The sequence below is a fragment of the Pseudophaeobacter leonis genome (assembly GCF_002087335.1).
Taxonomy (GTDB): domain Bacteria; phylum Pseudomonadota; class Alphaproteobacteria; order Rhodobacterales; family Rhodobacteraceae; genus Pseudophaeobacter; species Pseudophaeobacter leonis.
Map to the genome: position 1 here is coordinate 13,135 of NZ_MWVJ01000102.1, position 25,875 is coordinate 39,009.

The window sequence follows — 25,875 nt, forward strand, 5'->3', positions numbered from 1 at the left end:
AACGCTTCTCCCCTCGTCACACGCAGATCTGTGCGCTTATTGATTTGCAGTCTGGGAGGCGGACAGGAACATGTCGCCTGACATCTGGTCGTAGTAGGCGGGGAACTGTTCGTGATTTACCGACGCTGCCAATTGCTGAACATCCCGACGCACTTGCTTTGCCAAATCATGCAATGACATCCCCTGCTCCTGCAGGCGCGGCAGCAGGGCGCGGGTGAAGACCGAGTTTGGATTGTTGTCGTCGTCCGACAGCCGGTCCAGCGCAGTTTGCCCGGCCCCCGCAGAGTAAAGTATGAAAGCCCCTTCCGGAGGCTCCATACGCACCAAGCCGCGTGAGCCACCTACCGACCGCTTTCCATCTACAGAAAAGGGGTTGTTGCGGCAGGCATCAAGAACCATGATCGTGGTCCGTGCGCCTTTGCGTTGGAAAGTATCCAGGATTCTGCCCGCAGGAATGCTTTCTCCGGTGAGGAAACTCTCATCGCCATAGTTCACCACAGGCACATCTGACGGGAGCAGATAGTTTCGTCCGTCAACTTCAATGCCATGCCCGGCGAAATAGAACAAAACTTCGTCGCCTGGCTCGATTTGCCCAGCCAGAGTTGAGACCGCACTGTTGATCTCCCGGCGGCTGGCATCATAGAGCGTCAGCACGTCAAAGCCCAATTCATTCAGCGTATTGCTTACGGCCTGGGCATCGTTACGTGCTTTTTGCAGCGACTCGAGGTTGGTATACCCGTCAACGCCAATCACCAGGGCCCGACGTCTGCTCGCAGGCGCGGTATAGACTGGCTGTCGAACGTCAGACTGGAGCGTGGCTGCCGCAGTCTGCTCCTGTGAAAGGGCCGCCATGGTCACACCCTGCTGGGGAGGTTGCGGCTGGATAGCCTGACCTTGCTGGATAACCTGGCCTTGCTGCATGACTTGGCCTTGCTGCATGACTTGGCCTTGCTGGGTCACCTGACCTTGGAAAACTTGCCCCTGCTGAACGGCCTGACCCTGGAAAACCTGGCCCTGATAGACCTGACCTTGGTAGACTTGGCCCTGGTAGTTTTGCCCTTGGACAGGCTGCCCCTGAACAAGCTGGCCCTGTGGCGGTTGAGCTTGGAAAACCTGGCCCTGACCGCCCTGCACCTGATACCCGGCTACGGCCTGCCCCTGCATCACCATCTGTGGCTGTGCGCCGTAGGTTTGCACCGTGACGGGGGCTTGCCCTGCATGGGCGCCCTGCTGGGGAATTTGCTGCCCAAACTGCTGCGGAGCACCATAGGTGCCGGTGGTCACCATTGTTGTTGCAGGCACACCTGCCATCTGCGGAACCTGCTGCTGTGGCACCTGTCTTTGCAGCTGTTCGTTCATATAAATCTTGAGCAGAATCTTCGACCCGTCAGGGTGTGAGTTCGCTTGCTGTGTCGCCTGAAAACCGCTTGCCAGCGCGCGCTGGTGGGCGGAATTCAAAAAACCCAACTCATAATCGGTTAGCTGCCCGGTGGCAGGATAACCCATGTACCCTTGGTAATGGCTAATTGCAGCCCGCGATTTGCGACCCATTACACCATCTGGTGTGCCTGCTGGAAACCCAAAATAAGTCAAAGAGGTTTGCGTTTGCACGGTTTTGCACCCGCGCGGCAGAGTTCGCATTGCTCCGGGTGGTTGTGCGCTTATTGCGATTTGCTCCACTTACAATCGCACCGCCGATAATACCGCCGAGAAGAGCCGCGCCGAGGTTGTCAGCAGCCGTCGGCCCGCCAACTGAGGTTAAAATGATGGTTGCAGCCAATGCTGACTTTAGCGACTTTGAAAACATGCCACTCCCCTTTATGTATACGCAATATGGAATCAGCCTAGCGCAATTTCGCTCATAGGGACGAGTCATTTCGCCAACAATTCAACCTATAGGCCAAATGGCCTCCCTTCCCGACAGGATCGACAATGGTAGAATGGATCACATCAGAGGCTGTGGTGGAATATGAAGCCGCCGTTTCCTTTATGGAGAGCCGCGCGGCAGCCATTGCTGCGGGCCAGGCGCCCGAGTGTATCTGGCTGCTGGAACACCCGCCGCTGTATACCGCAGGAACCTCTGCCAGGATCGAGGATCTGACGGATCCGGACCGGTTTCCGGTATATCCCTCGAACCGCGGTGGCCAATATACCTACCACGGCCCCGGCCAGCGGGTGATTTATGTCATGCTTGATGTGGGAAGGCGTGGCCGCGATGTGCGCCGTTTTGTGCAGGATCTGGAAGCCTGGGTGATCCTGACCCTCTCTGAGTTCAACCTCACAGGCCATATCCGTGACGGGCGGGTGGGGGTCTGGGTGGAGCGTCCTGACAAACCACGGCGCGCGGATGGCCTGCTTGCCGAAGACAAGATTGCTGCCATCGGCATTCGTCTGCGCAAGTGGGTGAGCTTTCACGGCATCTCGATCAATGTCGAACCAGACCTCTCGCACTTCAACGGCATTGTGCCTTGTGGCATTCAGGAGCACGGCGTGACCAGCCTGGTTGATCTTGGCTTGCCCATCACACTGGAAGATGTCGATGTCGCCCTAAAGCGCAGCTTTTCGGCCGTCTTCGAACAAACTCCTCTTTGACAAGATACGTTATTGTGCATCTTTGCGGCGGCGCAGCCCAGAGAGCCCAGGCCACCCCCAAAGGATGTGCTCCAAAGCCACGGCACAAATGCCGCCGCCACTTTTACGACAAAGCAAGCTGCGCCCCGGGGCCCTTGTCCGCAGACAATTCCTCAAGGGCGGCAAGGACCAGTTCAGGGCCAACATAGAGCAGCACATTCCCCGCGCTGGAGCAGATACGGGTCTGGATCTTCTCCGCCCCGACCACCATGGGATAGAGCCCCTCCTGACGCGCCAAAACCTCCTCGTCGCCACAAAGGTAGATGGTAGAGGTGCCATGTCCGATCATCTGCCGACGCCAGTCTCCCGCTGCCAGAGCCATATCCGCAAGAAACCCGGTGCCGCCCTGCTGCATCACCAAGAGATGACTGAGGCCCAACACCGGATCAAGATCCATCGCATCAATCTGCGCCAGTGCCTTGCTGCCATGCTTTGCCTGCCAACGGACCAATGTCGTCCCACCCTGCTTTAGCACCGTTCGGGACCAGCTCTTGAGAACAAGTGGCAACAGAGATGGCGCAAACCGGGCGCTGAGCGCCAGCCAGCGCTGATAGCCCTGCAACGAGCGATAGTGGCGGGCCCGCTTAGCGGCGGGGTCGGTGCCACACCAACAATGCCTCCGATCCGGTCCCGCAGCCGCAGCGCAGCCGCACGGGCAAAAACCGCACCACTCCGATGGCCCAACAAGATTGGCCGCTGCAGGTTCTCCTGCTCAATAAGCGCTTTGATCTGGGCGACAAAAGCATTCAGTTGCTGGTGGGGTTTGGGCGTGGGATGCGAGGTGCCATAGCCGCCGCGCAAAGGGGCGTAGACCCGAAAACCGCAGGTGCGAAGCTGCGGTTGCAACCGTTGAATTCCGGCAATCCCATCCATCATGCCATGCACAAAAATCACCGGCTGGCCGGTCTCGGCTCCCAGGCGGAAACACTGGGTTTCGCAGCCCAGAGCATCGCGAATTAGCAGGCTTGGCGGCAAACGCGTTCCCGCAGCTATCGCCAGATCGTCGGCGCGTTCCTGCAACAGGAAACCAACAAGCCGAATCATCTCTGCAGCACCGGGCGCCCCCGCCTTGGCTGCAATCTGCGAGAGCATCTGCGGCAATGCAGGACCGTCCAGCTGCCCCAACAAGAAATCGCGCAAAAAACGGGTCTCCTGATGGTCCAGGCCAAAGGCCTGCGCCACGACCTCATCGGCCTCCGCAGGCCAGACACCATCAAACACTTCAACCGATACAGCGATGGGCCCCGCCCCGGTGTCGCCATCGTTCCCGACCCAGACGGGCCTGCACAGCAGTTTTTTCGGCGATGCTACAGTTTCAAGAACCTGAATATCTTGCCAGCTAAACGTCTCCGAGGCGATCTGCTTTACAAAATTTTCCCAGGCCCGCTTGCCTGCCGAAGAGACCTGCAGCCATGCCAGCGCATCGCCGCCATCCCTGTCGGGGCTTCCGGCTGGTGCCTCTCCCTGATCACAGAAGCGCAACAGCCTGCCCTGAAGGTCGACCAGAAGCCAAAGACCAGGGCGCGTGCCCTCACCCGCAACCCAATTGCGCGCGGCGGGCTCTGCAAGGGCCGTCACAAGATTGGGGCAGCCAATCCGATGCCATTGCTGCTCCAAAATCTCCAGGGCCCGGGCAAAATGCGCTTGCAGCTCGGGGGCTTCAAAAGCCGGATTAATCCCTGCAGGTAAGCACATTGCACCTACAAAAGAATCCGGCTTTTGCTCGGGGATAAACCTGGAAAACAGCTCTGGCGCAATACAGTTTCATAGATTGCCGCAACAATCTGCTCTTGCGAGGGCAGGATCATCCGCTGCAGGTTTGTCACATCCACCTCATAATCAACAAAAAACTCATTACGCAAATGGAGAGCTCAAACCGAGCCAAATCATCTGGCCGCAACCCTACATATTTGAGCCAGAAAAAGTCATAGGGCAGATTGGCAATAGTGCTGCGAGATGAAACGCGGGCAAGCTCTCAAAAAGCCACAAACACCCAATTCTTACCAACCGATTAAAGAAAGACTCATTTTAGCTTTACAAATACTAGCTACCTGAAAAAATAAATCAACTGTACGCTGCACCCAATATCAAATTGGTTGCAGCGTGACATTTTACAGACTCGGCGGCATGCCGCCCCCAGCAGATGCGTCAGCGGCAGTCACCAGGATGTCGCCGCACAGGACGACTGAACGGCGCGCACGCTATTCAGCCAGTGCGGCGCGAATGCGGCTCGCCTGGGCTTCGATTACCTCCCGCTCCGCCATTTGGCCGGGGGGACGAAGCCTGTCTCCGTCATGGCGCGGCAGAACATGAAAGTGCAGATGGAACACTTCCTGCCCGCCTGCGGCCTCGTTGAACTGCTGTAGCGTGACCCCATCTGCCGAAAAGGCTTTCACCACCGCATGGCTCAGCTTTTGGACAGTTTGCATCACAGCCGCGAGCTGCTCGGGGCTGGCGTCCAGCACATTGCGGCAGGGCGTTTTTGGGATCACCAGCAGATGTCCGTCAGCACGCGGCATGATGTCCATAAAGGCAAGGGTGTCGTCATCTTCATAGACACGTGCCGCAGGGATCTCGCCGCGCAGAAGTTTGCCAAAGATGTTGTCCGGGTCATAGGCCGTCATCAGATGCCCTCCTTGTTGCAATGATGTGTCTTGGGTTTTGCGGCTCAGGGCTGCTCTGGTCAAGCCTTCACGTCGCGGGGCAAACGGCGACGGGTAAACGGCGATGGGCAAACGGCGACGGGCGATGTCGCCACAATGCCCGCCACAAAAGCAAACCTGCGAAAACCTTAACAGATCACCACCAAAACCGGGGCAACCGGGCAAAACCGTGGAAAAAACAAGTGCCCGCGACAATTAATCTTGATTCAGATCAAACTCCGCCATTGAAGGCCACTACCCGGCACACTAAAACCATCCATGAGTCTATGGCCACCCGGAGTGTTTCCTGGGGCCACAAGTTATGCAACAGGAGGCACCCAAAATGGCAGACGCAGCCATTCTTGGTCACGGCCATGAAGACGAGCGCGGTTTTTTCACCCGCTGGTTCATGAGTACGAACCATAAGGATATCGGCATTCTCTACCTCATCGTTTCGGCGATTGTTGGTTTCATCTCTGTCGCGTTCACCGTTTACATGCGGCTTGAACTGATGGATCCCGGCGTTCAGTACATGTGTGCAGAAGGCGCCCGCTTCTTTGCGGATGCGTCCAGCGCATGTACCCCGAACGGTCATCTTTGGAACGTGTTGATCACGGCGCATGGCATCTTGATGATGTTCTTCGTGGTGATCCCGGCGCTGTTCGGCGGCTTTGGCAACTACTTCATGCCGCTGCAGATCGGTGCACCGGACATGGCCTTCCCGCGGATGAACAACCTCAGCTTCTGGCTCTATGTGGCTGGTACATCGCTGGCGGTCGCCTCGGTTCTGTCGCCTGGCGGCAATGACCAGCTTGGCTCTGGTGTCGGTTGGGTTCTGTATCCGCCGCTGTCGGTCAATGAAGGCGGCTACTCGATGGATCTGGCAATCTTTGCCGTTCACGTCTCGGGTGCCTCGTCCATCCTGGGTGCGATCAACATGATCACCACCTTCCTGAACATGCGTGCCCCCGGCATGACCCTGTTCAAGGTGCCGCTGTTCAGCTGGTCGATCTTTGTCACCTCCTGGCTGATCCTGCTGTCCCTGCCTGTTCTGGCCGGCGCGATCACCATGTTGCTGATGGACCGCAACTTTGGCTTCACCTTCTTTGATCCCGCCGGTGGTGGTGATCCGATCCTGTATCAGCACATCCTGTGGTTCTTTGGGCACCCCGAAGTCTACATCGTGATCCTGCCGGGCTTTGGTATCATCTCGCACGTGATCGCCACCTTCTCGCGCAAGCCGGTCTTTGGCTACCTGCCGATGGTCTGGGCGATTATCGCGATTGGTGTTCTGGGCTTCGTCGTTTGGGCGCACCACATGTACACCGTGGGTATGTCGCTGAACCAACAGGCCTACTTTATGCTGGCCACCATGGTCATCGCGGTGCCAACGGGCGTTAAGGTGTTCTCGTGGATTGCCACCATGTGGGGCGGCTCTATCTCGTTCAAAGCGCCTATGATGTTTGCCTTTGGCTTCCTCTTCCTGTTCACCGTTGGTGGTGTCACAGGCGTGGTTCTGTCGCAGGCCGCAGTGGATCGCGCCTATCACGACACCTACTATGTGGTTGCGCACTTCCACTACGTAATGTCGCTGGGTGCTGTTTTCGCGATCTTCTCGGGTATCTACTTCTACTTTGGCAAGATGACCGGTCGTCAGTACAACGAGCTGGGCGCACAGATTCACTTCTGGATGTTCTTCATCGGTGCCAACCTGACCTTCTTCCCACAGCACTTCCTGGGTCGTCAGGGCATGCCGCGTCGTTACATCGACTACCCCGAGGGCTTTGCCTACTGGAACAAGATCTCGTCTTATGGCGCCTTCCTGTCCTTTGCATCCTTCCTGCTGTTCTTTGGTGTGATGATCTACTCGCTGCTGCGCGGCGCGCGTATCACCCAGAACAACTACTGGAATGAATATGCAGACACGCTGGAATGGACCCTGCCCTGCCCACCACCAGAGCACACCTTCGAGATCCTGCCAAAGCAGGAAGAATGGGACAAATCCCACTCTCACTGATCTGAGGTGACAGACAGAATCAAAGGCCCCGGAGCATCTGCTGCGGGGCCTTTTTTATGCGGGGGTTGTAGGCCTCAGGTCGCAGGCAACAGATCTCGGGCCGCAGATCCCGGGTCGCAGATCTCGGGTCGCAGGTTCCGGGCCGCGATAAATTGCCCGCTTGAAAACCCGCACCCAAAACACATAATTGCCGAAACAGCTCTGCGCGCGCAGCTGCCTCCGCCAACAAAGACCTGCCCCATGCCCTATTCCTGGATCACCCCACCGCCCTCTCTGTCAGACACGTCAGAGCAGACAACCCAGCCCCAATTGCAGCCCCTATCGAAGCCTATGGAGCTGCACCTGTGGCCCCATCAATCCCTGCCGCCCGAGGGCTATGTGCGTTTCCTCACCGGAACAGCGATTTTCATCGCCCTGCCGCTGCTGGCCTTTCTGGGGTCCGTGGTGCTGTGGGGGCTTTTGCCGTTTCTGGCGCTGGCGCTCTTTGGCTTGAAGTGGGCTCTGGACCGCAACCGCCGCGACGCCCAGATCCTTGAGGTGCTGACCATCGACAGCACCGACGCCCAGCTGGAGCGGCGGGACGCCAGTGGCAAACAGCAAAGCTGGCAGGCAATCGCTACTGGACCACATTGACCCTGCACCCTGTTCAGGGGCCTGTGCCGAGCTATGTCACTCTGCGCGGTGGCGGCCGCGGAGTCGAGATCGGGGCGTTTCTGTCAGAAGACGAGCGCAAAGCCCTTCATAGCGACCTCGCCCGGATCTTTACCCCTGCCTAAATCATGCCCGCGCCGGGACGGCTGGGCCAGAAACATGTGATTTCTTTGCAGCAGTACAGTCCATAGACGGCCCCAGATCAGGTCGCATGGTTTGGGTGGCACACCCTTCGAAACAGAGACACCACCCAGTATAGTTTTGCCACCCTGCCAGTGCGGCCCTGAGACATTCAGTACAGTCTTAGTGCGCAATCATCACATGACGCACCGCCGTATAGTCCTCAAGCGCATACATCGACATGTCTTTGCCATAGCCAGACTGTTTCAGGCCACCATGGGGCATCTCGGTGGTCAGCATGAAATGGGTATTCACCCAGGTGCAGCCATATTGCAGGCGGGACGAGGTATCCATCGCAAGGCCGATATTGTTGGTCCAGACCGAAGAGGCCAGACCATACTGGCTGTCATTTGCCCAGCCGATGACATCATCCTCAGCCGTGAAGCGGGTGATGGACACAACCGGCCCAAAGACTTCGCGCTGCACGATTTCGTCCTGTTGCAAGGCGCCTGCGATGACCGTTGGCTGGTAGTAAAACCCGGTGCCCTCATGGACGCCGCCGCCGGCAGTCACTTCCATGTGCTTTTGCGACGAGGCGCGGTGTACAAAGCTGGCCACACGGTCGCGCTGGCGCTGGCTGATCAGCGGTGGAATCTCGTTGAGCGTGTCATCGGCGTTATCAAAGACAATCGAGGAGGCCGCCGCCGAGAGCTCAGCCACCAGACGGTCATATATCTTGGCCCCGGCATAGATCCGGCAGGCGGCTGTGCAGTCCTGCCCGGCATTGTAAAAGCCAAAGGCTTTCAGCCCTTCGACCACGCGATCCAGATCAGCATCGTCATAGACAATCACCGGCGCTTTGCCTCCCAGCTCAAGATGGGTGCGCTTGACGCTGTTGGCAGCCGCCTTGAGCACCTTTTTGCCTGTTGCGATGTCGCCCGTGATCGAGATCATGTCGACGCCGGGGTGGTTGATCAGCGCATTGCCGACACTGGCCCCCTGCCCCACAATCACGTTGACCACGCCTTCGGGCAGAATGTCTGCCATGATCTTTGCCAGCTTCAGCGCGGTCAGCGGCGTCTGTTCCGAGGGTTTCAGCACCACCGTGTTGCCCCCCGCCAGAGCCGGCGCCAGCTTCCAGGCCATCATCATCAGCGGATAGTTCCAGGGCGCGATCGAGGCAACAACGCCAATCGCATCCCGCCGGATCATCGAGGTGTGACCTTCGAGATATTCGCCTGCCGCCGGGCTGTGCATATTGCGCACGGCACCGGCGAAATAGCGAAAACAGTCTGCGACGCCCGGCACTTCTTCATTGCGCACCTCATTGATGGGTTTGCCACAATTCAGTGCTTCCAGCTGGGCCAACTCTTCGAGGTTTGCCTCAATGGCGTCGGCAATGGCCAGCAGCTTGGCGCTTCGGTCGGCCGGTGTTGTGCGCGACCAGGAGGCAAAGGCCCGCCGCGCCGAGGCAACCGCGCGGTCGATCTGCTCAAGGTTGGCCTCGGGCATTTTCAAAATGACCTCGCCGGTACGTGGATTGAGAACAGATTCCTCGGATTCGGTGCCCGCCTCAAATGCGCTGCCGATCAGCATTTTAACTTCCATCATAACTCTCCCAGTTCTTATTTTCCCTGACCGGCCACGGTATCTGTGCCGCGTGTCAGGTAGTAGGCGCCGAGGATCGGCAGGAATGTGACCAGAACCACCACCATGGCAACCACATTGGTCACCGGTCTCTGGCGTGGCCGGACAAGTTCTTCGAGCATCCAGATTGGCAGCGTTTGCTGTTGGCCCGCAGTAAAGGTGGTGACAATCACTTCGTCAAAGCTAAGAGCGAAGGCCAGCATCCCCCCCGCCAGCAGGGCCGTAGCAATATTGGGCAGGATCACATGGCGAAAGGTTTGAAAACTGTCCGCCCCAAGATCCATGGATGCCTCAATCAACGACCCCGAGGTCCGCCGGAAACGCGCCACCGCATTGTTGTAGACCACCACAACACAGAAGGTCGCGTGCCCCAGAACGATGGTCCAGAAACTGAAGGGGATATCCGCCAGATTGAACGCCGCGCGCAGCGAGATACCCGTCACGATCCCCGGCAGGGCGATCGGCAGGATCACCAGCAGGGACACCGCTTCGCGGCCAAAGAACTTTGTCCGGCTGACGGCCGCCGCACAGAGGGTGCCAAGCACCAGCGCTATGACGGTTGAGATCGACGCCACCCGCACCGACAGCGACAGCGCCTGCCAAACATCCGGCCTGTCCCAGGTGACCGCAAACCATTTCAGGGTCAGACCGGGGGGCGGCCACTGATAAGATTTGTCTTCGGTGGTGAAGGCATAGATAAAGATCAAAAGCAGCGGCAGGTGCAAAAAGGCAAGGCCCGCACCGGCTGCAATTTTCAACCCAACAGAAGCACGATCAGAGCGCATCGAAGGCTCCTTTTCTTTTGGCGACCCAAAGGTAGAGCCCCATGATCAGGATGGGCACGACAGCAAAGGCGGCAGCGAGTGGGATATTGCCGGCGGTGCCCTGATAGGCATAGACCGCCTGGCCGATAAACCGACGTGATGAGCCGACAATCTGCGGGATGATATAGTCGCCCAGCGTCAGGGAAAACGTGAAGATCGACCCGGCAATCACCCCCGGCAGCGCCAGCGGCAGCAACACATAGCGAAAGCTCTGGCCGGGCCGGGCCCCTAGATCGCCCGAGGCCTCGAGCATCGAGGTCGGCACCCGTTCCAGCGAGGCCTGAATCGGCAGCACCATGAAAGGCAGCCAGACATAGAGGAACACCAGAAAGGTGCCAGTCCAGCTGACCGACAGGGAATTGCCGCCAATCACCGGGATCGACAGATAGGCCTCCAGAAACCAGCTCAGATGCAGGGTCTCAAACAGCCAGTTCAGAATGCCTTCCTTGGCGAGGATCAGCTTCCAGGAATAGACTTTGACCAGATAGCTGGACCAGAGCGGCAACATCACCCCAAGATAGAAAATCGCCTTCCACTTTCCCCTGGCATAGCGGGCCGCATAATAGGCGATGGGAAAGCTGATGATCGCCGCCGCAACGGTCACAGCAGCCGCCATCACAACGGTGCGGATGATGATGTCAAAATTGGCCGGGGTGAACAGCTCCCCATAGGTTTTCAGGGTGAACTCGTAGACGATCATCCCGGAAAATTCATCAATGGAAAAAAAGCTCTGCGCCAGCAGGGCAAAGAGCGACCCGAGATAAATAATCCCCAGCCATAGCGCAGGCGGGGCCAGCAGCAGCAGGATCGTCAGCCGTGGCCTGCGCCAGAGCGTATCCGAGACACGGCTCAGCAGTCCGTTTCGGCGCCTGTTGGCGACAGATCGCTCATGCGCCCGGCTCCATCAGGTGCAGATCATCCGCGTCCCAGGAGAGATGCACCTGATCCCCAATGGCAGGAATCGCCTGCCCCTTGGGCACCAGCGCAATCATCGCGGTCTCCGCCATGGTCACAGACACCCGGGTCGCAGCCCCGATAAAGCTGGTGGCGCGGACCACAGCGGCATGGCCCTGGGGGCCGATTTTCACCGCTTCCGGGCGCAGCGCTGCATGGCTGCGCCTGCCAATGAGCTTTTCTGTCAGCGTCGGCGGCAGCACATTTGAAGAGCCGACAAAATCCGCAACAAAGGGGACCTCGGGGCGGTAGTAGATGTCTTCCGGCCTGCCCACCTGCACGATTTTGCCCTCGTTGAACACGGCGACGCGATCCGCCATCGACAGCGCCTCGCCCTGATCATGGGTCACAAAGACAAAGGTGATCCCCAGCTTGCGCTGCAGCACCTTGAGCTCTTCTTGCATCTGTTCGCGCAGCTTCAGGTCAAGCGCGCCAAGGGGTTCATCCAGCAGCAGAACTTTTGGTTTATTGACCAGGGCCCGTGCCAGGGCGACACGCTGACGCTGGCCGCCAGACAGCTCGGAGGGTTTGCGTTTGCCATAGCCCGGCAAAGCCACCAGTTCGAGCGCCTCTTGTGCCGCCCGGTGCCGGTCTGCCTTGGGGCTCCCGGCAATCATCAGACCATAGGCCACATTGTCCAGAACATTAAGATGAGGGAACAGCGCATAGTCCTGAAACACCGTATTCACCTGCCGCCTGTAGGGCGGGACACCCTGCATGGACTGGCCAAAAATCGCGATGTCTCCGCTGGATGGCTGCTCGAACCCGGCGATCAGGCGCAGGCAGGTTGTTTTGCCAGAGCCGGAGGGGCCAAGCATGGCAAAGAATTCTCCTTCGGCAATGTCGATATCAACCTCATCAACCGCGCGAACGGAACCGAAGTGGCGCGAAGCACCAGTAAAGCGGACTGCAGATGTCATGGAATTTCCGTCAAGTTGGCCTGCCGCCCGATGAGCGGCAGGCTGTTTAGGTAATACAGAAGATTAACGGCCGCCGATCACACCGATGTAGTCAGACACCCAGCGGTAATAGGGGACACAGCTGCCCTGGCTTTCGCATTTTGACACAGGGGTCTGCCAGAACTTGATACGGGCGAACTCATCCATGGCCGTTCTTGGTGCAGCCTTCGGCGGTCTGCATGCCGCGCCCATCGGTACAGGCGGTGGGGACGGCCGGGTTGGCACCAAACCAGACGGAAAGATCAGATTGCAGGTTCGACGACAAAGAGTGCTCCATCCACATATAGGCGCAGTTCGGGTTTTCGGCTTCGGCATGCATCATTGTTGTGTCAGCCCAGCCGGTGGCCCCTTCCTGCGGGATGGTCGAGGCCACTTTGGCGTCATCGCCCTGCAGCAGGTTCACCTGGAACGGCCAGGACCCGGAGGCGACCATGCCTTCGTTCTTGAAGTCATCAATCTGGATAAAGGCATCATGCCAGTAGCGCGACACCAGTTTGCGCTGGCCACGCAGCAGGTCCAATGCGGCGTCATACTGCTCCTGGTTCAGCTCATAGGGCGAGGTGATGCCGAGCTCGGGGTTGTGATACATCAGGTAGTTGGCAGCATCCGCAATATGGATCGGGCCATCATAGGCCTGAACCCGGCCTTTGTTGGATTTGCCATCGGCAAGAGTGGTCTCTTCAAACACCACCGACCAGCTTGTCGGCGCCTCAGCAAAGGCTTCGGTTGAATACATCAGCACATTCGGGCCCCACATATAGGGGGTGCCATAGTGAACACCGTCGACAAAATGCCAGGGGGCCTCTTTCAGGCGGTCATCTACCGAGGGCCAGCTTGGCACCAGATCGGTATTCACCGGCTGTACCCGTTTGCCGGCGATCATCCGCAATGAGGCATCCCCGGAGGCTGTCACCAGATCAAAGCCGCCTTCATTCATCAGCGCCACCATCTCGTCGCTGGTATTGGCTGTCTTGACGTTGACCTTACAGCTCGTCGCCTCTTCAAATTTGGTGACCCAGTCAAAGGCCGCCACGGTTTCGCCGCGCTCGATATAGCCGGGCCAGGCCACGATATTGACCTGGCCTTCGCCCGCGCCAATCTCGGTTATCATTTCTGCCGCCAAGGGCTGGCCGGCAATGACTGCGGTCGCCACGATGGCTGTGCAGGATTTAAAGAAGGTCGTCATTTGATTTCTCCCCTGAGGTGGACATGATCTGGCTCTTTTGGCTCTTTTGATGCCTAAGCATGTGCCGCCGGGAATGATTTCACAAATTCAATAGAGAGAAACATGTTATCGGTTTTTCCGATACCTATTGGCTAGCGCTCCCTAACCGATTGATGGCCTTGGGCAATCGCAATAAAATCTTTGGCCGCCGCGCTGAGAGGAGAGCCTTTTCGCCAGGCCATCCCGACCTGCACCGCCGGCAGAGCCCCGGACACATCGCGCGCTTCGATCCTGTCGCCCTCCAGCGACCAGGGCCGGTAGACCAGATCTGGCAGCAAGGCGATCCCGGCACCGGTTGCGACCAGACTGCGCACAGCTTCAACCGATCGGGTGCGAAAGGCGATTTTGGGTCTGGTGCCAAGCGCCGACAACAGGGTCATCGCCGCCTCGCCCATCTCATCGATATCCAGCATGATCAGTTGCTCTGCAGTCAGATCATCGACGCTGATACTGTCCTGCTTTATCAGCCTGTGCCCAATGGAAACCCACAGCCGGTAGGGCAAAACATCCAGAATTTCGACCTGCAACGCCAATTTATCATGCAGATTCGAGATCACCATCACCGCCACATCCAGCTCTCCGCCAATGAGAAGATGTTCGAGATATTCGCCGTTGTCCTCAATCGCCGTGACATCGACCTGAGGATTGGCGCGGCGGTACTTTGCCAAAAGGTCGGACAACACATAGCCCGCCATCAACGAGGTCACGCCCAGATGCAAGGCGCCGGAAATCTCCTGGTCCTTTTGCGACAGCACACGTCTGGCCCCGGAGACCTCTGCCAGAATAGAGGTCGCGTGGCGTAAAAACTGGTGCCCCTTGTGGGTGATGTTCAGCCCCCGGGAATGGCGCTCAAACAGTTTAACCCCAAGATCTGCTTCGAGAAACTTCACCGCTTCGGTCACTGCCGACTGCGAAATGGCCAGAGTGTGCGCCGCTCTGCTGACAGAGCCTTTCTCGGCCACGGCAACAAAGTATTGCAGCTGTCGTATCGTAAAAGCCATGAAGAAGCCCCCATTATCTGCATATCCGATAGCAAGCTACCACCAAAGGCGCACCATATGGGATGGAAAAATATGGGATTGGAAATTTCTTCAGGTACCATGAGCTGCAAGGAAAGGACGTTTTGTTGCACTCAATGCAATGATGTCGCGCGCAACGCAAAAAGACCCGCGCTGCGGGTCCATTTTCGTTTTGAAATACTGAAATCTCTGTGGCGCAGGCGGCCAGCCTAGCAGCCACCGTCCTTGCAGAGCTCGTCCTTGACCATGGGTCCCACTTTGCCAAAATCCATCTGACCGGTGAATTTTGCTTTCAGGGCTCCCATGACCTTGCCCATATCGCGAATCGATGCGGCACCAGAACCGGTCACCGCAGCCTTTACAGCGGCGCGAATCTCGTCGTCATCAAGCTGCTTGGGCAGGAACTCTTCGATGATGGCGATTTCTTCCAGTTCCCGCTCGTCCAGATCCAGACGGCTGCCCCCTCCAAAGGCACGGGCGCTTTCGTTGCGCTGCTTGGTCATCTTGCCAAGAATCGCCAGAATATCCGCATCGCCAATGGTGGCGTCACCATCACCGCCACGGGCCGCAATTTCCTTGTCCTTGATTGCAGCATTGATCAGGCGCAACGTGCTTAACCGCTGGGCGGATTTGTCTTTCATCGCCTGTTTCAGAGCCTGGTTGACCAGGGTTCGCGTATCCATACTTTTTATCCATCCAGAGGAAACCGGAACTGGCAGCTTTATCCAATCAAGCGCCCCATTTCAAGCACCCGCCCATTCACCGTGATCCCGGCAGCAGACCCCAACGCAGATACGGGCTGCCAACCCGGGCATATCCTGAGTTGTCAGCCCTGCTGTTCTTATGGTTTCGCCGCGCCAGCGAGGCTTGACCCCATGCCCGGCGCCCCCTAAAAGCCGATGAATTTCACCCTCAGGAGAGTCTCGTCATGGCCGATACCGCACCGTCCAAGCCAACCGCCTGCCTGGCGCTTGCCGATGGCACCGTCTTTTACGGCACCGGGTTCGGCGCCACCGGTCGCACCGTTGCCGAGCTGTGTTTCAACACCGCCATGACCGGCTATCAGGAAATCATGACGGACCCCTCTTATGCCGGGCAGATCGTGACCTTCACCTTCCCGCATATTGGCAACACCGGCGTCACGCCCGAGGATGACGAGACCGCAAACCCCGTCGCCGCTGGCATGGTGGTAAAATGGGACCCGACCCTGGCTTCCAACTGGCGCGCCCACGAAGAGCTTGCCGCCTGGCTCGCCCGGACGGGTCGCATCGCTATCGGTGGCATTGATACCCGTCGCCTGACCCGCGCCATCCGCCAGCAGGGTGTGCCACATGCCGCCCTGGCCCATGATCCAGACGGCAATTTTGACGTCGAGGCGCTGGTGGCCGAGGCGCGCGCCTGGTCCGGGCTTGAGGGCATGGATCTGGCCAAGGATGTCACCTGCGCCCAGAGCTATCGCTGGGATGAGATGCGGTGGGCCTGGCCCGAGGGCTACAGCCGTCAGGAAAACCCGGTGCACAAGGTCGTTGCGATCGACTATGGCGCGAAACGCAACATTCTGCGCTGCCTTGCCTCGGCAGGCTGTGACGTCACCGTTTTGCCAGCTACAGCGAGCGCCGAAGAGGTGCTGGCCCATAATCCGGATGGCATCTTCCTCTCAAATGGCCCCGGTGATCCTGCGGCGACCGGCGCATATGCCGTACCAATGATCCAGAGCATTCTGGCCGATACGGATCTGCCGGTGTTTGGCATCTGCCTTGGCCACCAAATGCTGGCGCTGGCGCTTGGCGGCAAGACCGTCAAGATGAACCACGGCCACCACGGTGCCAACCACCCGGTCAAGGAAAACGCCACCGGCAAGGTTGAGATCACCTCGATGAACCACGGGTTTGCGGTGGATGCCCAAAGCCTGCCCAAGGGCGTGGAAGAAACCCATGTCTCGCTGTTTGACGGCTCCAACTGCGGCATTCGCATGACGGGTCGCCCGGTCTATTCTGTGCAACATCACCCAGAGGCAAGCCCCGGTCCACAAGACAGTTTTTATCTGTTTGAGCGCTTTGCCGAGGCCATGGCGACTCGAAAAGCTTCGTAAAGGCCTGGTTAATTCCCAATGAATTCCCGGTTAAAACCCACACAGCCCTATTGCGGTTAACGCACTGTTAATGAACCCTCCTCAACCTCAGGTGCGTACTGCATCTGGGGTTTTTGGATTTTGAGTGATCGTATGCGCGGTTTGCATTCTCGTGGGTTTAAGCGTCTTCGCCGTCCATTGTGGATTTCCCAATCAGCAGGGGCGGCGGCTCCGGTCGAGCATAAGGCAGAGATGAAGACACGCAGTGTCAGCCTGATGCATCTTCAGCTCCAGACACGCAGGCTGCATGGCTTTCAGGACAAGCCGCCTGCCGCAGCAATCCGCCCCCCCACCGAGCAACAGACCAAACCACGCCAGGGGCGCGACACATCGCCCGCGCCCGCAACAGACGCGGACGCGGACAGCACCTCAGCCTCCGTGACCGGAATTTTTCGGGCCGGCAGTCTTGCTCTGCGCGTCGTCGACCTTGCCCGGCACAGGCCCAGCGCACCGCTGCTCAATCGCAAGCCTGCCAGTTTTTGGCTCCGTCACTGCGCCATTCCCTGGGTGCAGCTTGGCGATACGATCGCCATTGCCTTTGCCGATGCCGAAGAGGCCGAACGCCAGTGCCAGGAGCTCACAGCCTGCTTTGGCCCCTTCATTCCCGTCCTTGCGCCCCGCGAACAGATATCATCGCTGCTGCTGCACCATTTCAAAACCTCCATGGCCCGCCGTGCCAGCGCCAGCATTGCCCCGGAGCTCAGCTCCAGAACTCTGTTTGAACACTCAGGGCGGCTGAAACAACTGCTGCCCCTCACATCGCTCCTGACCATCGCAGCCCTCTACCCGGTTGAGGTCTTTTCAGTGTTTTGCGCCCTGGCAGTGTTTTTGCTGACTGCCTTTGCCGCACTAAAGGTCTGTGGCGTCATCGCGTATCTTGCGCAACAACAGCCACAAGCACTGCGCCCCCGGCAAAACCCAAATGACGCCGACATGCCCAATATATCGGTCCTTGTCCCGCTCTACAAAGAGGCCGCTATCAGCTCAGCCTTGCTCAAACGTCTGCGTCGCCTGCAGTATCCAAAGGAGCGGCTGGAAATCCTGTTGGTCCTGGAGGAAGGGGATACCGTCACCCGCGATGCCATCGCCGCAGCAACGCTGCCGTCCTGGGTGCAGGTGATAGAGGTTCCGGCCTGGGGCGCGTTGAAAACCAAGCCGCGCGCATTGAACTACGCGCTGAATTTCTGTCGCGGTGAGATCATCGGGGTCTGGGATGCCGAAGACGCCCCTGTGCCGGATCAGCTGCAACAGGTCGCCGCCGCGTTTGCCGCCGCCCCCGCCGAGGTCGCCTGCTTTCAGGGCGTGCTGGACTACTACAACCCGCAGGCCAACTGGATTTCGCGCTGTTTCACTCTGGAATATGCCAGCTGGTTTCGCGTTGTTTTGCCAGGTATTGCGAAACTCGGGCTGGTTGTGCCCCTGGGGGGCACCACCATGTTTGTCCGCCGTAAGATACTGGATGATCTGGGGGGCTGGGATTCCCACAATGTCACCGAAGACGCCGACCTTGGTGTGCGCCTGTTCCGGGCCGGGTTTCGCACCCAAATGCTCCCCAGCACGACCTTTGAGGAGGCGACCTGCACGCCGCCGGCCTGGACGCGGCAACGCTCTCGCTGGCTGAAGGGCTTCATGGCCCCCTATCTTGTACATATGCGTCAGCCGGTTCAGCTCCTGCGTGACCTCGGCTGGCGCGCCTTCCTTGGCTTTCAGGTTTTCTTTCTGGGCACGGTAGGGCTGTTCCTGCTTGCCCCTTTCCTGTGGAGCTACTGGCTGCTGGCCTTTGGGATGTCTCACCCAAGTGCGGCGCTCTGGTCTGATGCTATGTTCACAACGGCCTTCTCCTCGATGATATTCTTTGAGGGACTGGGTATGTGTATCGCGGTGATTGCCGCCTTCGCGGCCCGGCGACCGCTTTGGGCGCCCTGGGCCCTTACCCTGCCGCTCTATTTCCTGCTGGCGCCTTTCGCTGTCTACAGGGCCCTGCATGGCCTGCTGTTTGATCCCTTTTTCTGGGACAAAACCAGCCACGGGCTGCACCCTCCGGACGCAGATGTGCAAGCGACCCAGCAGACACTCGCCTCAGACGATCTCGGCCCCGCGACAGCAGACCGGTCAAAACCAACACAGGAAAAGCCAGCTCAGCAGACCTGCGCCGCACAGAGCATGCAGGGCATTGAGGCAGCAGCACGCCAGACATCCAGTGGCAAAGCATCAGATCAATTCTCAAACACCGCACAGGACCTGACACAGGGCCTGAAACAGCGACTGGGGCCCGCAGAGTAGTCGCGGCCTTTTACCGCCCTTTTACCGACCCTTGCCGCGCGCACCGGCATCCTGTTTCAGCCGTGTCATGAAGGCCACCGAGATATGGTCTTTCAGCGCCTGCCCGGCGGCCTCTTCGTCGCGCGCCTCAATGGCGGCAACGATACGCTTGTGCTCGGCCTGTGCGATTTCGCCCCGCCCCTCAGCCGCCAGCGAAGTGGTGGCCATCAGCGCCATTGACCGATGCACCAGGTTCAACTGCTGCACCAGATAGCGGTTATGGGAGGCCAAATGAATCTGTTCGTGAAACCGCCGGTTTGCCTTGGCCAGATCGGTTGGCATATCGACCAGCGCATCATCCTCGCGGACCATGTCCTTTAGCACCCGGAGTTCCTCGTCCGTGGCATGACGTGCCGCCAGACTGGCCGCCAGCCCCTCCAGCTCGCGCCGCACCATATAGAGCTCGGCCATCTGGTTGTGATCCAGCGAGGCCACGATCAACGAGCGCCCGTCACGTTCCAACAATGACTGCGTCTCCAGCCGCTGCAGCGCCTCACGGATCGGCGTACGCGAGACGCCAAACTGCTCAGCAAGATCGCTTTCGACCAGGCGGTCGCCCGGCTTGTACACCCCCACGTCGATCGCTTCCAGGATCAGGGAATAGGCGTCTTTCTGGTTGCTGCGGCTCTGGTTCATCAAATATCCCACTCAAACAGTAGGTCTGCATTCCTACAGGTCACGACGTGGCTTTCAAGCCTTGCGACCAGAAACCTACCAGAAACGTAAGGAAATTTGTCTCAACCCGGAGGATATGCCGTTGCCAAACGCCACAAGCCAGCCTACTGGCACCCTATGGTCAGGCAATCCTTCTCACATGTGCGACACTGGGTCTTTGACCTGGACAATACGCTTTACCCCCCTTCGGCCCGTCTGTTCGACCAGATCGAGGTCAAGATGACCAACTACGTGATGAGCCAGCTGGGCATTGACCAAAGCGAGGCAGATCGCCTGCGCAGCACCTATTGGCACGATCACGGCACCACGCTGGCCGGGCTGATGCGCGAGCATGACATGGACCCGCTGCCCTACCTTGAGGCGGTGCACGACATTTCGCTCGACCACCTGCAAGACGACCCCGACCTTGCGGCCTGCATCCGGGCCCTGCCCGGCAAACGCATTGTCTACACCAATGGCAGTGCGCCTTATGCCAAACGGGGATTGGCCGCACGCGGGCTCTCGGGGCTGTTTGACGGGATCTACGGCGTCGAAGACGCTAGCTTTCGCCCCAAGCCAGAGCGCGCCGCCTTTGACATGGTGTTTCAAAAGGCGGGTATCCGGTCTGAGACCGCCGCCATGTTTGAAGACGATCCGCGCAATCTTTCTGCCCCGCATGCCATGGGGATGCGCACAGTGCATGTGGCCCCCGAAGCGCTTGGCCAGGCCCATGACACCTCTCATATTCATCACCACACGGATGACCTGGCTGGCTTCCTCGCAAAGATCCTGTAACGCCTGACGCTCAGGCAGCATTGGTAGCCGACCTTTGCAACCTTAACGCATGTTTGCCGCCGCGCTCTGCTGGCCACTCTGCTCTGCTCCGGGACACTCTGCCGCAGCTTACTTTTGGATCAGCGCGCAAAAATGACCTGAAAATGTATCTTAGCGCCCCTATATCCCAGGGCGCACCAAGATTAAAAGGATCGCGCATATGGCCCTTGCCTATACCCTCCCCGACCGCCTGCCCCTGTGGCAACGCCTTCTCTTTGCTATCCCGCTGATTGGCCGCATCTCAAAAGAGGTGGCCTATGGCGAGACAGAGAACTTCGTCTATGCTCTGATCACTCTGGTTTGTCTTTGGGGCTGCTCAATCGTGCTGTTTGGTATTCCGGGGCTGTACCTGCCCGCTGTGGCCCTGGTGCCGGTGATGTTCATTCTGCTGATCGCCATCTCGCGCGGATAGCTGGCCAAATCCGGACCCGGCAGCCAAGGACCGGACCATATGTCGCTTGTCATTGCCCTGTGCTCGGGACTATCTGAAGACAAGACAGGAAAGGCAGGGCGATGACAGAGCGGTGTGATATTCTGGTATCCGGTGGCGGTGTTGCCGGGCTGACGGCGGCGGCAGCCTTTGGCGCGGCAGGGTTTTCAGTGATCTGTGTTGATCCAACGCCGCCGGTGACAGACCGCGATGCTTTGGGCGCGGATTTTTGCGCACCACCGCGTTTTTACAGCCCGCGCAGGCGCTGCTGCAGCGCTTTGGGCTGTGGGACACTCTGGCAGAGCACGCCGCCCCCTTGCAGGTCATGCGGATCGTGGATGCCGGAGGCGAGCTGCCTGAGCCACGTGTCGTCAGGGATTTCAATGCCGCTGATATTTCAGAAAAACCCTTTGGCTGGAACCTGCCAAACTGGCTTTTGCGCCGCGAGATCCTCGCCCGGATTGCAGCACTCCCCAACGTGGATTTCCGCGCCGGAACAGCCAGCAAATCCCTGTTACCCGCACACAAGAGGCGCGCGTTACCCTGAGCGACGGCAGCAAGATCAGCACCAAGCTGGTTGTCGCCTGCGACGGTCGCGGCTCTGCGATGCGCGAGGCTGCTGGCATTCCGGTAAAAACAACACGCTACGGCCAAAAGGCGCTGGCCTTTGCGGTGACCCACCCGGTGCCGCATGACAATGTCTCGACCGAAATCCACCGCTCTGGCGGCCCCTTCACGCTGGTGCCGCTGCCAGATTATCAGGGCAAGCCCTCGTCGGCGGTGGTCTGGATGGAACGTGGCCCGCGCGCACAAGAGTTGCTGGCCCTGGCCCCTGCCGAATTTGAAGCCGAGATGACCCGGCGCAGCTGTGGGCTGTTTGGTGAGCTAACGCTGGCCTCGCGCCGCAGCATATGGCCAATCATCAGCCAATCTGCCGCGCGCCTTGATGGTGAGCGCCTGGCCCTGATGGCAGAAGCCGCCCATGTGGTGCCGCCAATTGGTGCCCAGGGGCTCAATATGTCGCTGGGCGATCTGCGGGCTCTGTTGGAGCTGGCTGAGGCCCGCCCCGAGGGCCTGGGCGATGCCATGATGCTGAGCGCCTATCACAAGGCGCGACACGCTGAGATCATGCTGCGACTGAAAGGCATTGATCTGCTCAATCGCAGCTCGATGCTTGAGGCGCGCCCCCTGCGGGATCTGCGCGCCATTGGCCTCAACGCGCTCTATTCCATGGCGCCTGTGCGCCGCAACCTGATGCAGATGGGGCTCGGCGTAAAATAGAAATCCGGGTTTCCCAAGTGGGAAACCCGCTGCCTTCGGCGAAGGTATTTAAGGCAAGATGAAACAGGTGGCCCGAGAGGGTCTCAGGCCAGCCTGCCCCAGAGCAGCCCGTCTCAGAGTACCTGATCTACCGCTTTTTTCAGGCGCGCGAGCGTCGCCTCGACATCGTAGAGTTTGTCGAGACCAAACAGCCCCAGGCGGAATGTGCGGAACTCGGCGGGTTCATCACATTGCAGCGGCACGCCTGCGGCAATCTGCATGCCCAGCGCGGCAAATTTCTTGCCGTTTTGCACCTCAGGATCCGTGGTATAGCTACCACAACACCCGGTGCGCCAAAGCCCTCGGCAGCCACCGAGGTGACGCCTTTTGCAGCCAACATGGCGCGCACCCCATTGCCCAACTGCCACTGCGCGTCCCGCAACCGGTCGAACCCATATTCCTTGGTCTCGATCATGGTATCGCGAAAGGCGCGCAGCGCATCGGTCGGCATGGTGGCGTGATAGGCATGACCGCCGTTCTCATAGGCCTGCATGATGGCACGCCATTGTTTGAGGTTCAGCGCAAAACTGTCGGATGTGGTCTCTTCCAGCCGCGCAAGGGCGCGCGGTGAGAACATCACCAGCCCGGCCGAGGGCGAAGCGCTCCAGCCTTTTTGTGGCGCCGAGATCAGCACATCCACGCCGGTGGCGGCCATATCAACCCAGGCACAGCCAGATGCAATGCAGTCGAGCACCATCAACGCCCCGACCTCATGCGCCGCCGCTGCCATGGCGGTGACGTAGTCATCAGGCAGGATCACCCCGGCGGCTGTCTCCACATGCGGCGCAAAGACAATAGCAGGCTTATGCTCGTGGATCGCCGCGACCACCTCTGCAATCGGCGCCGGGGCAAAGGGCGACTGCGCTTCATTGCCTGCGCGGCGGGCCTTCATCACGGTGGCCGAAGCGGTCAGCCCGCCAGTTTCAAAAATCTGGCTCCAGCGATAGGAGAACGGCCATTGCGCACCACCAGAGCATTCTCACCACGGGCAAACTGGCGCGCCACGGCCTCCATCGCATAGGTGCCGCCACCGGGCACCAGTGCCACAGCTTCGGCCTTGTAGACCTCTTTCAGCATGGCACTGATATCCAGCATCACCGCCTGAAAGTCTTTGGACATGTGATTGAGCGAGCGGTCGGTAAAAACCACCGAGAATTCATCCAGCCCCTGCGGGTCCACGGTCTCTAAAAGCGCCATTTCAGTCTCCCAAATTTTGTTCCACAGATAGCTAACGCGCCATCAGCCTGCTGGCAAAGTCTACTTTGGCATACTGGAGCCCGCCTGCCGCGACCACCGGCAATCGGAAAAAGCGCATGACCTGTATCTGGCCCAACTCTCTGGCCCACAATCTAGCCCACTAACTAACCTAATGGTCCGGCACGGCGCTCCTCGGACAACAGCACATTTGCGTCGACCGAGCCGACACCGGGCAAGAGCATGATGCGGCGACGCAAAACCCGCTCAAAATCAGCAATATCGCGCGCGGTGACCCGCAACCGGTAGTCATACAGCCCCAGCACATGCTCCACTGTCTGTACCTCAGGGATGGCGCAGACAGCGCGTTCAAAATCCTCGAGGCTAACCCGGCCTTTGGTGCCCAGTTTGACGCCAAGGAACACCGTCACCCCAAAGCCAAGCTTTTCGCGGTCCAGCTCCAGCCTGCGCCCGGTGATGATGCCCAGATCCTGCAGCCGTTGCATCCGCCGCCAAGGTGGCTGGCTGGCTCAGGCCCAGCTTGCGCCCAAGAGCCCCCGCCGATTGGCTGGCATCACGCGACAGCGCCTTGAGCAGGCCAAAGTCGATGTCATCCAGATCGCTCATGACGGCCCTCTCATGACTGCCCCCCTCATAGCGGCAGGCTTTCGTTGCTCTTGATCCGTGCCACATGCATCAGCGCCTCAATATCGGCGATATGCGGCAGAGTCAGAATAGCGCTGCGGTAGATCTGCTGGTAATGCGCCATATCGCGCGCAATCACCGACAGGCGAGCATCTACCTGCCCCAGAAAGGTCTGGATCTCCAGCACCTCAGGGATCTCGCGGGCCTGGGCGATGAACTCGTCAAACGCGCGCGGGTTGGTCTTGTCCAGCGTCACCCGCAGCGAGCCCTCCACCGGATAGCCCAGGGCGCGCCAATCGCTCATCGCGCGGCTTCCCAGCAGGATGCCCGCCTCGCGCAGCTTGTCCAGCCGCCGGGTCAGACGCGAGGGCGTGAGGCCGAGCGCCTCGGCCAGATCAGGAATCGACTGTTCCGGATCACTTTGCATATGGCGCAATATGCGCCGATCGAGATCATCAAGCATGAAGTGGATGATATTTCAGCATCTAACGAATGACTACCGCAATATTTGTGATTGTACTGATAAAACCAGCCGTGCATATCGCGCTGTCTTGCCTATGATGCCTGCAAACGCCAACCAAAAGGATCACCGATATGCGCGTATACTATGACCGCGATTGCGACGTTAACCTGATCAAAGACAAAAAAGTAGCCATCCTGGGCTACGGCAGCCAGGGCCACGCCCATGCGCTGAACCTGCGCGACTCAGGCGCAAAAAACCTCGTTGTGGCGCTGCGCGAAGGCTCTGCCTCTGCCCAGAAAGCCGAAGGCGCAAGGCCTCAAGGTTATGGGTATCGCCGAAGCCGCTGCCTGGTGTGACGTGATCATGTTCACCATGCCCGATGAGCTGCAGGCCGAAACCTACAAGAAATACGTGCACGACAACATCAAGCCCGGCTCGGCCATTGCCTTTGCCCACGGTCTGAACGTTCACTTTGGCCTGATCGAGCCCAAAGAAGGCGTCGACGTCATCATGATGGCCCCCAAAGGCCCCGGTCATACGGTACGTGGCGAATACACCAAAGGTGGCGGCGTGCCCTGCCTGGTTGCTGTTGACAAAGACGCCACCGGCAAAGCGCTGGAAATCGGCCTGTCCTATTGCTCCGCCATTGGTGGCGGCCGCTCCGGCATCATCAAGACCAACTTCCGCGAAGAATGCGAAACCGACCTGTTCGGCGAGCAGGCTGTTCTGTGTGGCGGTATCGTCGAGCTGATCCGCATGGGTTTTGAGACCCTGGTTGAAGCTGGTTACGAGCCTGAAATGGCCTATTTCGAGTGCCTGCACGAAACCAAGCTGATCGTGGACCTGATCTATGAAGGCGGCATCGCCAACATGGACTACTCGATCTCCAACACAGCTGAATACGGTCAGTATGTATCCGGCCCGCGCATTCTGCCTTACACCGAGACAAAGGCGAACATGAAAGCGGTTCTGGACGACATTCAGTCCGGCAAATTCGTGCGCGACTTCATGCTGGAAAACGCGGTTGGCCAGCCAACGCTCAAGGCCTCGCGTCGTGCCAACGACGAGCACCAGATCGAACAGGTTGGCGGCAAACTGCGCGCCATGATGCCTTGGATCTCGGCTGGCAAAATGGTCGACAAAGAGAAAAACTAAGGCGCCTTTTCAGGCCGGGTTTTTTCAGGTCGGCTTTT

20 protein-coding genes and 5 pseudogenes are annotated in these 25,875 nt (G+C 59.0%); 9 read left to right on the forward strand and 16 right to left on the reverse strand.

Going from position 1 to position 25,875, the window contains the following annotated elements:
* Positions 1–36: 36 nt before the first annotated feature.
* Positions 37–1,611 carry a caspase family protein gene (locus tag B4968_RS18830; protein WP_241525851.1) on the reverse strand — a complete coding sequence of 525 codons (1,575 nt, stop codon included), beginning with the start codon at positions 1,609–1,611 and terminating at the stop codon, positions 37–39.
* A 321-nt stretch (positions 1,612–1,932) separates the two neighbouring features.
* On the opposite strand from B4968_RS18830, the gene lipB reads away from it, so the two are divergent.
* Entirely contained in the window at positions 1,933–2,592 is a 660-nt protein-coding gene (lipB, locus tag B4968_RS18835) for a lipoyl(octanoyl) transferase LipB (RefSeq protein WP_083100871.1), read from the forward strand.
* 103 nt (positions 2,593–2,695) lie between these two features.
* On the opposite strand, the gene B4968_RS18840 is transcribed toward lipB, so the two are convergent.
* The 3 genes from B4968_RS18840 to B4968_RS18850 form a co-directional block, all read right to left on the reverse strand.
* Positions 2,696–3,082, reverse strand: a complete 387-nt coding sequence (locus B4968_RS18840; protein WP_083100872.1) for a hypothetical protein — start codon at positions 3,080–3,082, stop codon at positions 2,696–2,698.
* Between the two features lie 17 nt (positions 3,083–3,099).
* On the reverse strand, positions 3,100–4,326 hold the full coding sequence (locus tag B4968_RS18845; protein WP_083100873.1) for an alpha/beta fold hydrolase: 1,227 nt from the start codon (positions 4,324–4,326) through the stop codon (positions 3,100–3,102).
* Positions 4,327–4,832: 506 nt separating this feature from the next.
* Positions 4,833–5,255, reverse strand: coding sequence for an HIT family protein (locus B4968_RS18850; RefSeq protein ID WP_083100874.1), 423 nt, complete (start codon positions 5,253–5,255; stop codon positions 4,833–4,835).
* A 361-nt stretch (positions 5,256–5,616) separates the two neighbouring features.
* On the opposite strand from B4968_RS18850, the gene ctaD reads away from it, so the two are divergent.
* Positions 5,617–7,290, forward strand: coding sequence for a cytochrome c oxidase subunit I (gene ctaD / locus B4968_RS18855; RefSeq protein WP_083100945.1), 1,674 nt, complete (start codon positions 5,617–5,619; stop codon positions 7,288–7,290).
* 330 nt (positions 7,291–7,620) lie between these two features.
* Positions 7,621–8,066: pseudogene (locus B4968_RS18860) on the forward strand (DUF2244 domain-containing protein).
* Between the two features lie 178 nt (positions 8,067–8,244).
* Here the strand turns inward: B4968_RS18860 and B4968_RS18865 are convergent.
* The 8 genes from B4968_RS18865 to B4968_RS18895 all read right to left on the reverse strand — a co-directional run bounded on the left by B4968_RS18865 (position 8,245) and on the right by B4968_RS18895 (position 15,372).
* The gene (locus B4968_RS18865) at positions 8,245–9,669 is read right to left on the reverse strand and encodes a gamma-aminobutyraldehyde dehydrogenase (protein WP_083100946.1); all 1,425 of its coding nucleotides are present in this window, start codon (positions 9,667–9,669) and stop codon (positions 8,245–8,247) included.
* Positions 9,670–9,686: 17 nt separating this feature from the next.
* Positions 9,687–10,493, reverse strand: coding sequence for an ABC transporter permease (locus B4968_RS18870; protein WP_083100875.1), 807 nt, complete (start codon positions 10,491–10,493; stop codon positions 9,687–9,689).
* Positions 10,483–11,232, reverse strand: a complete 750-nt coding sequence (locus tag B4968_RS18875; protein WP_241525852.1) for an ABC transporter permease — start codon at positions 11,230–11,232, stop codon at positions 10,483–10,485. The genes B4968_RS18870 and B4968_RS18875 overlap by 11 nt, the downstream gene beginning before the upstream one ends.
* A 187-nt stretch (positions 11,233–11,419) precedes the next feature.
* Positions 11,420–12,406, reverse strand: coding sequence for an ABC transporter ATP-binding protein (locus B4968_RS18880; RefSeq protein ID WP_083100877.1), 987 nt, complete (start codon positions 12,404–12,406; stop codon positions 11,420–11,422).
* Between the two features lie 63 nt (positions 12,407–12,469).
* Complete coding sequence (locus tag B4968_RS25355) at positions 12,470–12,592, reverse strand: hypothetical protein (protein ID WP_277620965.1); 123 nt, start codon at positions 12,590–12,592, stop codon at positions 12,470–12,472.
* Entirely contained in the window at positions 12,585–13,631 is a 1,047-nt protein-coding gene (locus tag B4968_RS18885; RefSeq protein ID WP_241525853.1) for an ABC transporter substrate-binding protein, read from the reverse strand. Before B4968_RS18885 ends, B4968_RS25355 begins: the two co-directional genes overlap by 8 nt.
* 131 nt (positions 13,632–13,762) lie before the next feature.
* Positions 13,763–14,671 (reverse strand): LysR family transcriptional regulator, encoded by a 909-nt coding sequence (locus B4968_RS18890; protein WP_083100878.1) that lies wholly within the window; start codon positions 14,669–14,671, stop codon positions 13,763–13,765.
* Positions 14,672–14,898: 227 nt separating this feature from the next.
* Positions 14,899–15,372, reverse strand: a complete 474-nt coding sequence (locus B4968_RS18895) for a GatB/YqeY domain-containing protein (RefSeq protein ID WP_083100879.1) — start codon at positions 15,370–15,372, stop codon at positions 14,899–14,901.
* A gap of 245 nt (positions 15,373–15,617) precedes the next feature.
* Here B4968_RS18895 and carA point away from each other — a divergent pair, with 245 nt between their 5' ends.
* Positions 15,618–16,781: a glutamine-hydrolyzing carbamoyl-phosphate synthase small subunit gene (carA, locus tag B4968_RS18900; RefSeq protein ID WP_083100880.1), complete on the forward strand. Its 1,164-nt coding sequence runs from the start codon at positions 15,618–15,620 to the stop codon at positions 16,779–16,781.
* A gap of 231 nt (positions 16,782–17,012) precedes the next feature.
* Positions 17,013–19,103, forward strand: a complete 2,091-nt coding sequence (locus B4968_RS18905) for a glycosyltransferase (protein ID WP_241525854.1) — start codon at positions 17,013–17,015, stop codon at positions 19,101–19,103.
* 21 nt (positions 19,104–19,124) lie between these two features.
* Here B4968_RS18905 and B4968_RS18910 read toward each other — a convergent pair whose 3' ends face one another.
* Positions 19,125–19,778, reverse strand: coding sequence for a GntR family transcriptional regulator (locus B4968_RS18910; protein ID WP_083100881.1), 654 nt, complete (start codon positions 19,776–19,778; stop codon positions 19,125–19,127).
* 156 nt (positions 19,779–19,934) lie between these two features.
* On the opposite strand from B4968_RS18910, the gene B4968_RS18915 reads away from it, so the two are divergent.
* From B4968_RS18915 to B4968_RS18925, 3 genes and pseudogenes are all read left to right on the forward strand, one after another.
* Positions 19,935–20,591: a pyrimidine 5'-nucleotidase gene (locus B4968_RS18915; protein ID WP_083100882.1), complete on the forward strand. Its 657-nt coding sequence runs from the start codon at positions 19,935–19,937 to the stop codon at positions 20,589–20,591.
* A 199-nt stretch (positions 20,592–20,790) separates the two neighbouring features.
* Entirely contained in the window at positions 20,791–21,042 is a 252-nt protein-coding gene (locus B4968_RS18920) for a hypothetical protein (protein ID WP_083100883.1), read from the forward strand.
* Between the two features lie 101 nt (positions 21,043–21,143).
* A pseudogene (locus tag B4968_RS18925) lies at positions 21,144–22,341 on the forward strand (UbiH/UbiF family hydroxylase).
* A 113-nt stretch (positions 22,342–22,454) separates the two neighbouring features.
* Here the strand turns inward: B4968_RS18925 and B4968_RS18930 are convergent.
* The 3 genes and pseudogenes from B4968_RS18930 to B4968_RS18940 form a co-directional block, all read right to left on the reverse strand.
* Positions 22,455–23,577, reverse strand: a pseudogene (locus B4968_RS18930) (aminotransferase class V-fold PLP-dependent enzyme).
* A 164-nt stretch (positions 23,578–23,741) separates the two neighbouring features.
* Positions 23,742–24,201 (reverse strand): annotated as a pseudogene (locus tag B4968_RS18935) (Lrp/AsnC family transcriptional regulator).
* A gap of 25 nt (positions 24,202–24,226) precedes the next feature.
* A complete protein-coding gene (locus B4968_RS18940) occupies positions 24,227–24,682 on the reverse strand; it encodes an Lrp/AsnC family transcriptional regulator (protein WP_083100884.1) in 456 nt (151 codons plus the stop codon).
* A gap of 131 nt (positions 24,683–24,813) precedes the next feature.
* Between B4968_RS18940 and ilvC the strand changes: the two are divergent.
* Positions 24,814–25,837: pseudogene (gene ilvC, locus B4968_RS18945) on the forward strand (ketol-acid reductoisomerase).
* Positions 25,838–25,875 lie beyond the last annotated feature (38 nt).

What these genes read in the sequence shown, in the direction of transcription:
- B4968_RS18920 (WP_083100883.1), top strand. Translation starts at nt 20,791, where the DNA reads ATGGCCCTTGCCTATACCCTCCCCGACCGCCTGCCCCTGTGGCAACGC.
- B4968_RS18845 (WP_083100873.1), bottom strand. Translation starts at nt 4,326, where the DNA reads ATGTGCTTACCTGCAGGGATTAATCCGGCTTTTGAAGCCCCCGAGCTG.
- B4968_RS18880 (WP_083100877.1), bottom strand. Translation starts at nt 12,406, where the DNA reads ATGACATCTGCAGTCCGCTTTACTGGTGCTTCGCGCCACTTCGGTTCC.
- ctaD (WP_083100945.1), top strand. Translation starts at nt 5,617, where the DNA reads ATGGCAGACGCAGCCATTCTTGGTCACGGCCATGAAGACGAGCGCGGT.
- B4968_RS18850 (WP_083100874.1), bottom strand. Translation starts at nt 5,255, where the DNA reads ATGACGGCCTATGACCCGGACAACATCTTTGGCAAACTTCTGCGCGGC.
- B4968_RS18895 (WP_083100879.1), bottom strand. Translation starts at nt 15,372, where the DNA reads ATGGATACGCGAACCCTGGTCAACCAGGCTCTGAAACAGGCGATGAAA.
- B4968_RS18875 (WP_241525852.1), bottom strand. Translation starts at nt 11,232, where the DNA reads ATGATCGTCTACGAGTTCACCCTGAAAACCTATGGGGAGCTGTTCACC.
- carA (WP_083100880.1), top strand. Translation starts at nt 15,618, where the DNA reads ATGGCCGATACCGCACCGTCCAAGCCAACCGCCTGCCTGGCGCTTGCC.
- B4968_RS25355 (WP_277620965.1), bottom strand. Translation starts at nt 12,592, where the DNA reads ATGGATGAGTTCGCCCGTATCAAGTTCTGGCAGACCCCTGTGTCAAAA.
- B4968_RS18865 (WP_083100946.1), bottom strand. Translation starts at nt 9,669, where the DNA reads ATGGAAGTTAAAATGCTGATCGGCAGCGCATTTGAGGCGGGCACCGAA.
- B4968_RS18870 (WP_083100875.1), bottom strand. Translation starts at nt 10,493, where the DNA reads ATGCGCTCTGATCGTGCTTCTGTTGGGTTGAAAATTGCAGCCGGTGCG.
- B4968_RS18915 (WP_083100882.1), top strand. Translation starts at nt 19,935, where the DNA reads ATGGTCAGGCAATCCTTCTCACATGTGCGACACTGGGTCTTTGACCTG.
- B4968_RS18940 (WP_083100884.1), bottom strand. Translation starts at nt 24,682, where the DNA reads ATGCTTGATGATCTCGATCGGCGCATATTGCGCCATATGCAAAGTGAT.
- lipB (WP_083100871.1), top strand. Translation starts at nt 1,933, where the DNA reads ATGGTAGAATGGATCACATCAGAGGCTGTGGTGGAATATGAAGCCGCC.
- B4968_RS18910 (WP_083100881.1), bottom strand. Translation starts at nt 19,778, where the DNA reads ATGAACCAGAGCCGCAGCAACCAGAAAGACGCCTATTCCCTGATCCTG.
- B4968_RS18890 (WP_083100878.1), bottom strand. Translation starts at nt 14,671, where the DNA reads ATGGCTTTTACGATACGACAGCTGCAATACTTTGTTGCCGTGGCCGAG.
- B4968_RS18885 (WP_241525853.1), bottom strand. Translation starts at nt 13,631, where the DNA reads ATGACGACCTTCTTTAAATCCTGCACAGCCATCGTGGCGACCGCAGTC.
- B4968_RS18905 (WP_241525854.1), top strand. Translation starts at nt 17,013, where the DNA reads ATGAAGACACGCAGTGTCAGCCTGATGCATCTTCAGCTCCAGACACGC.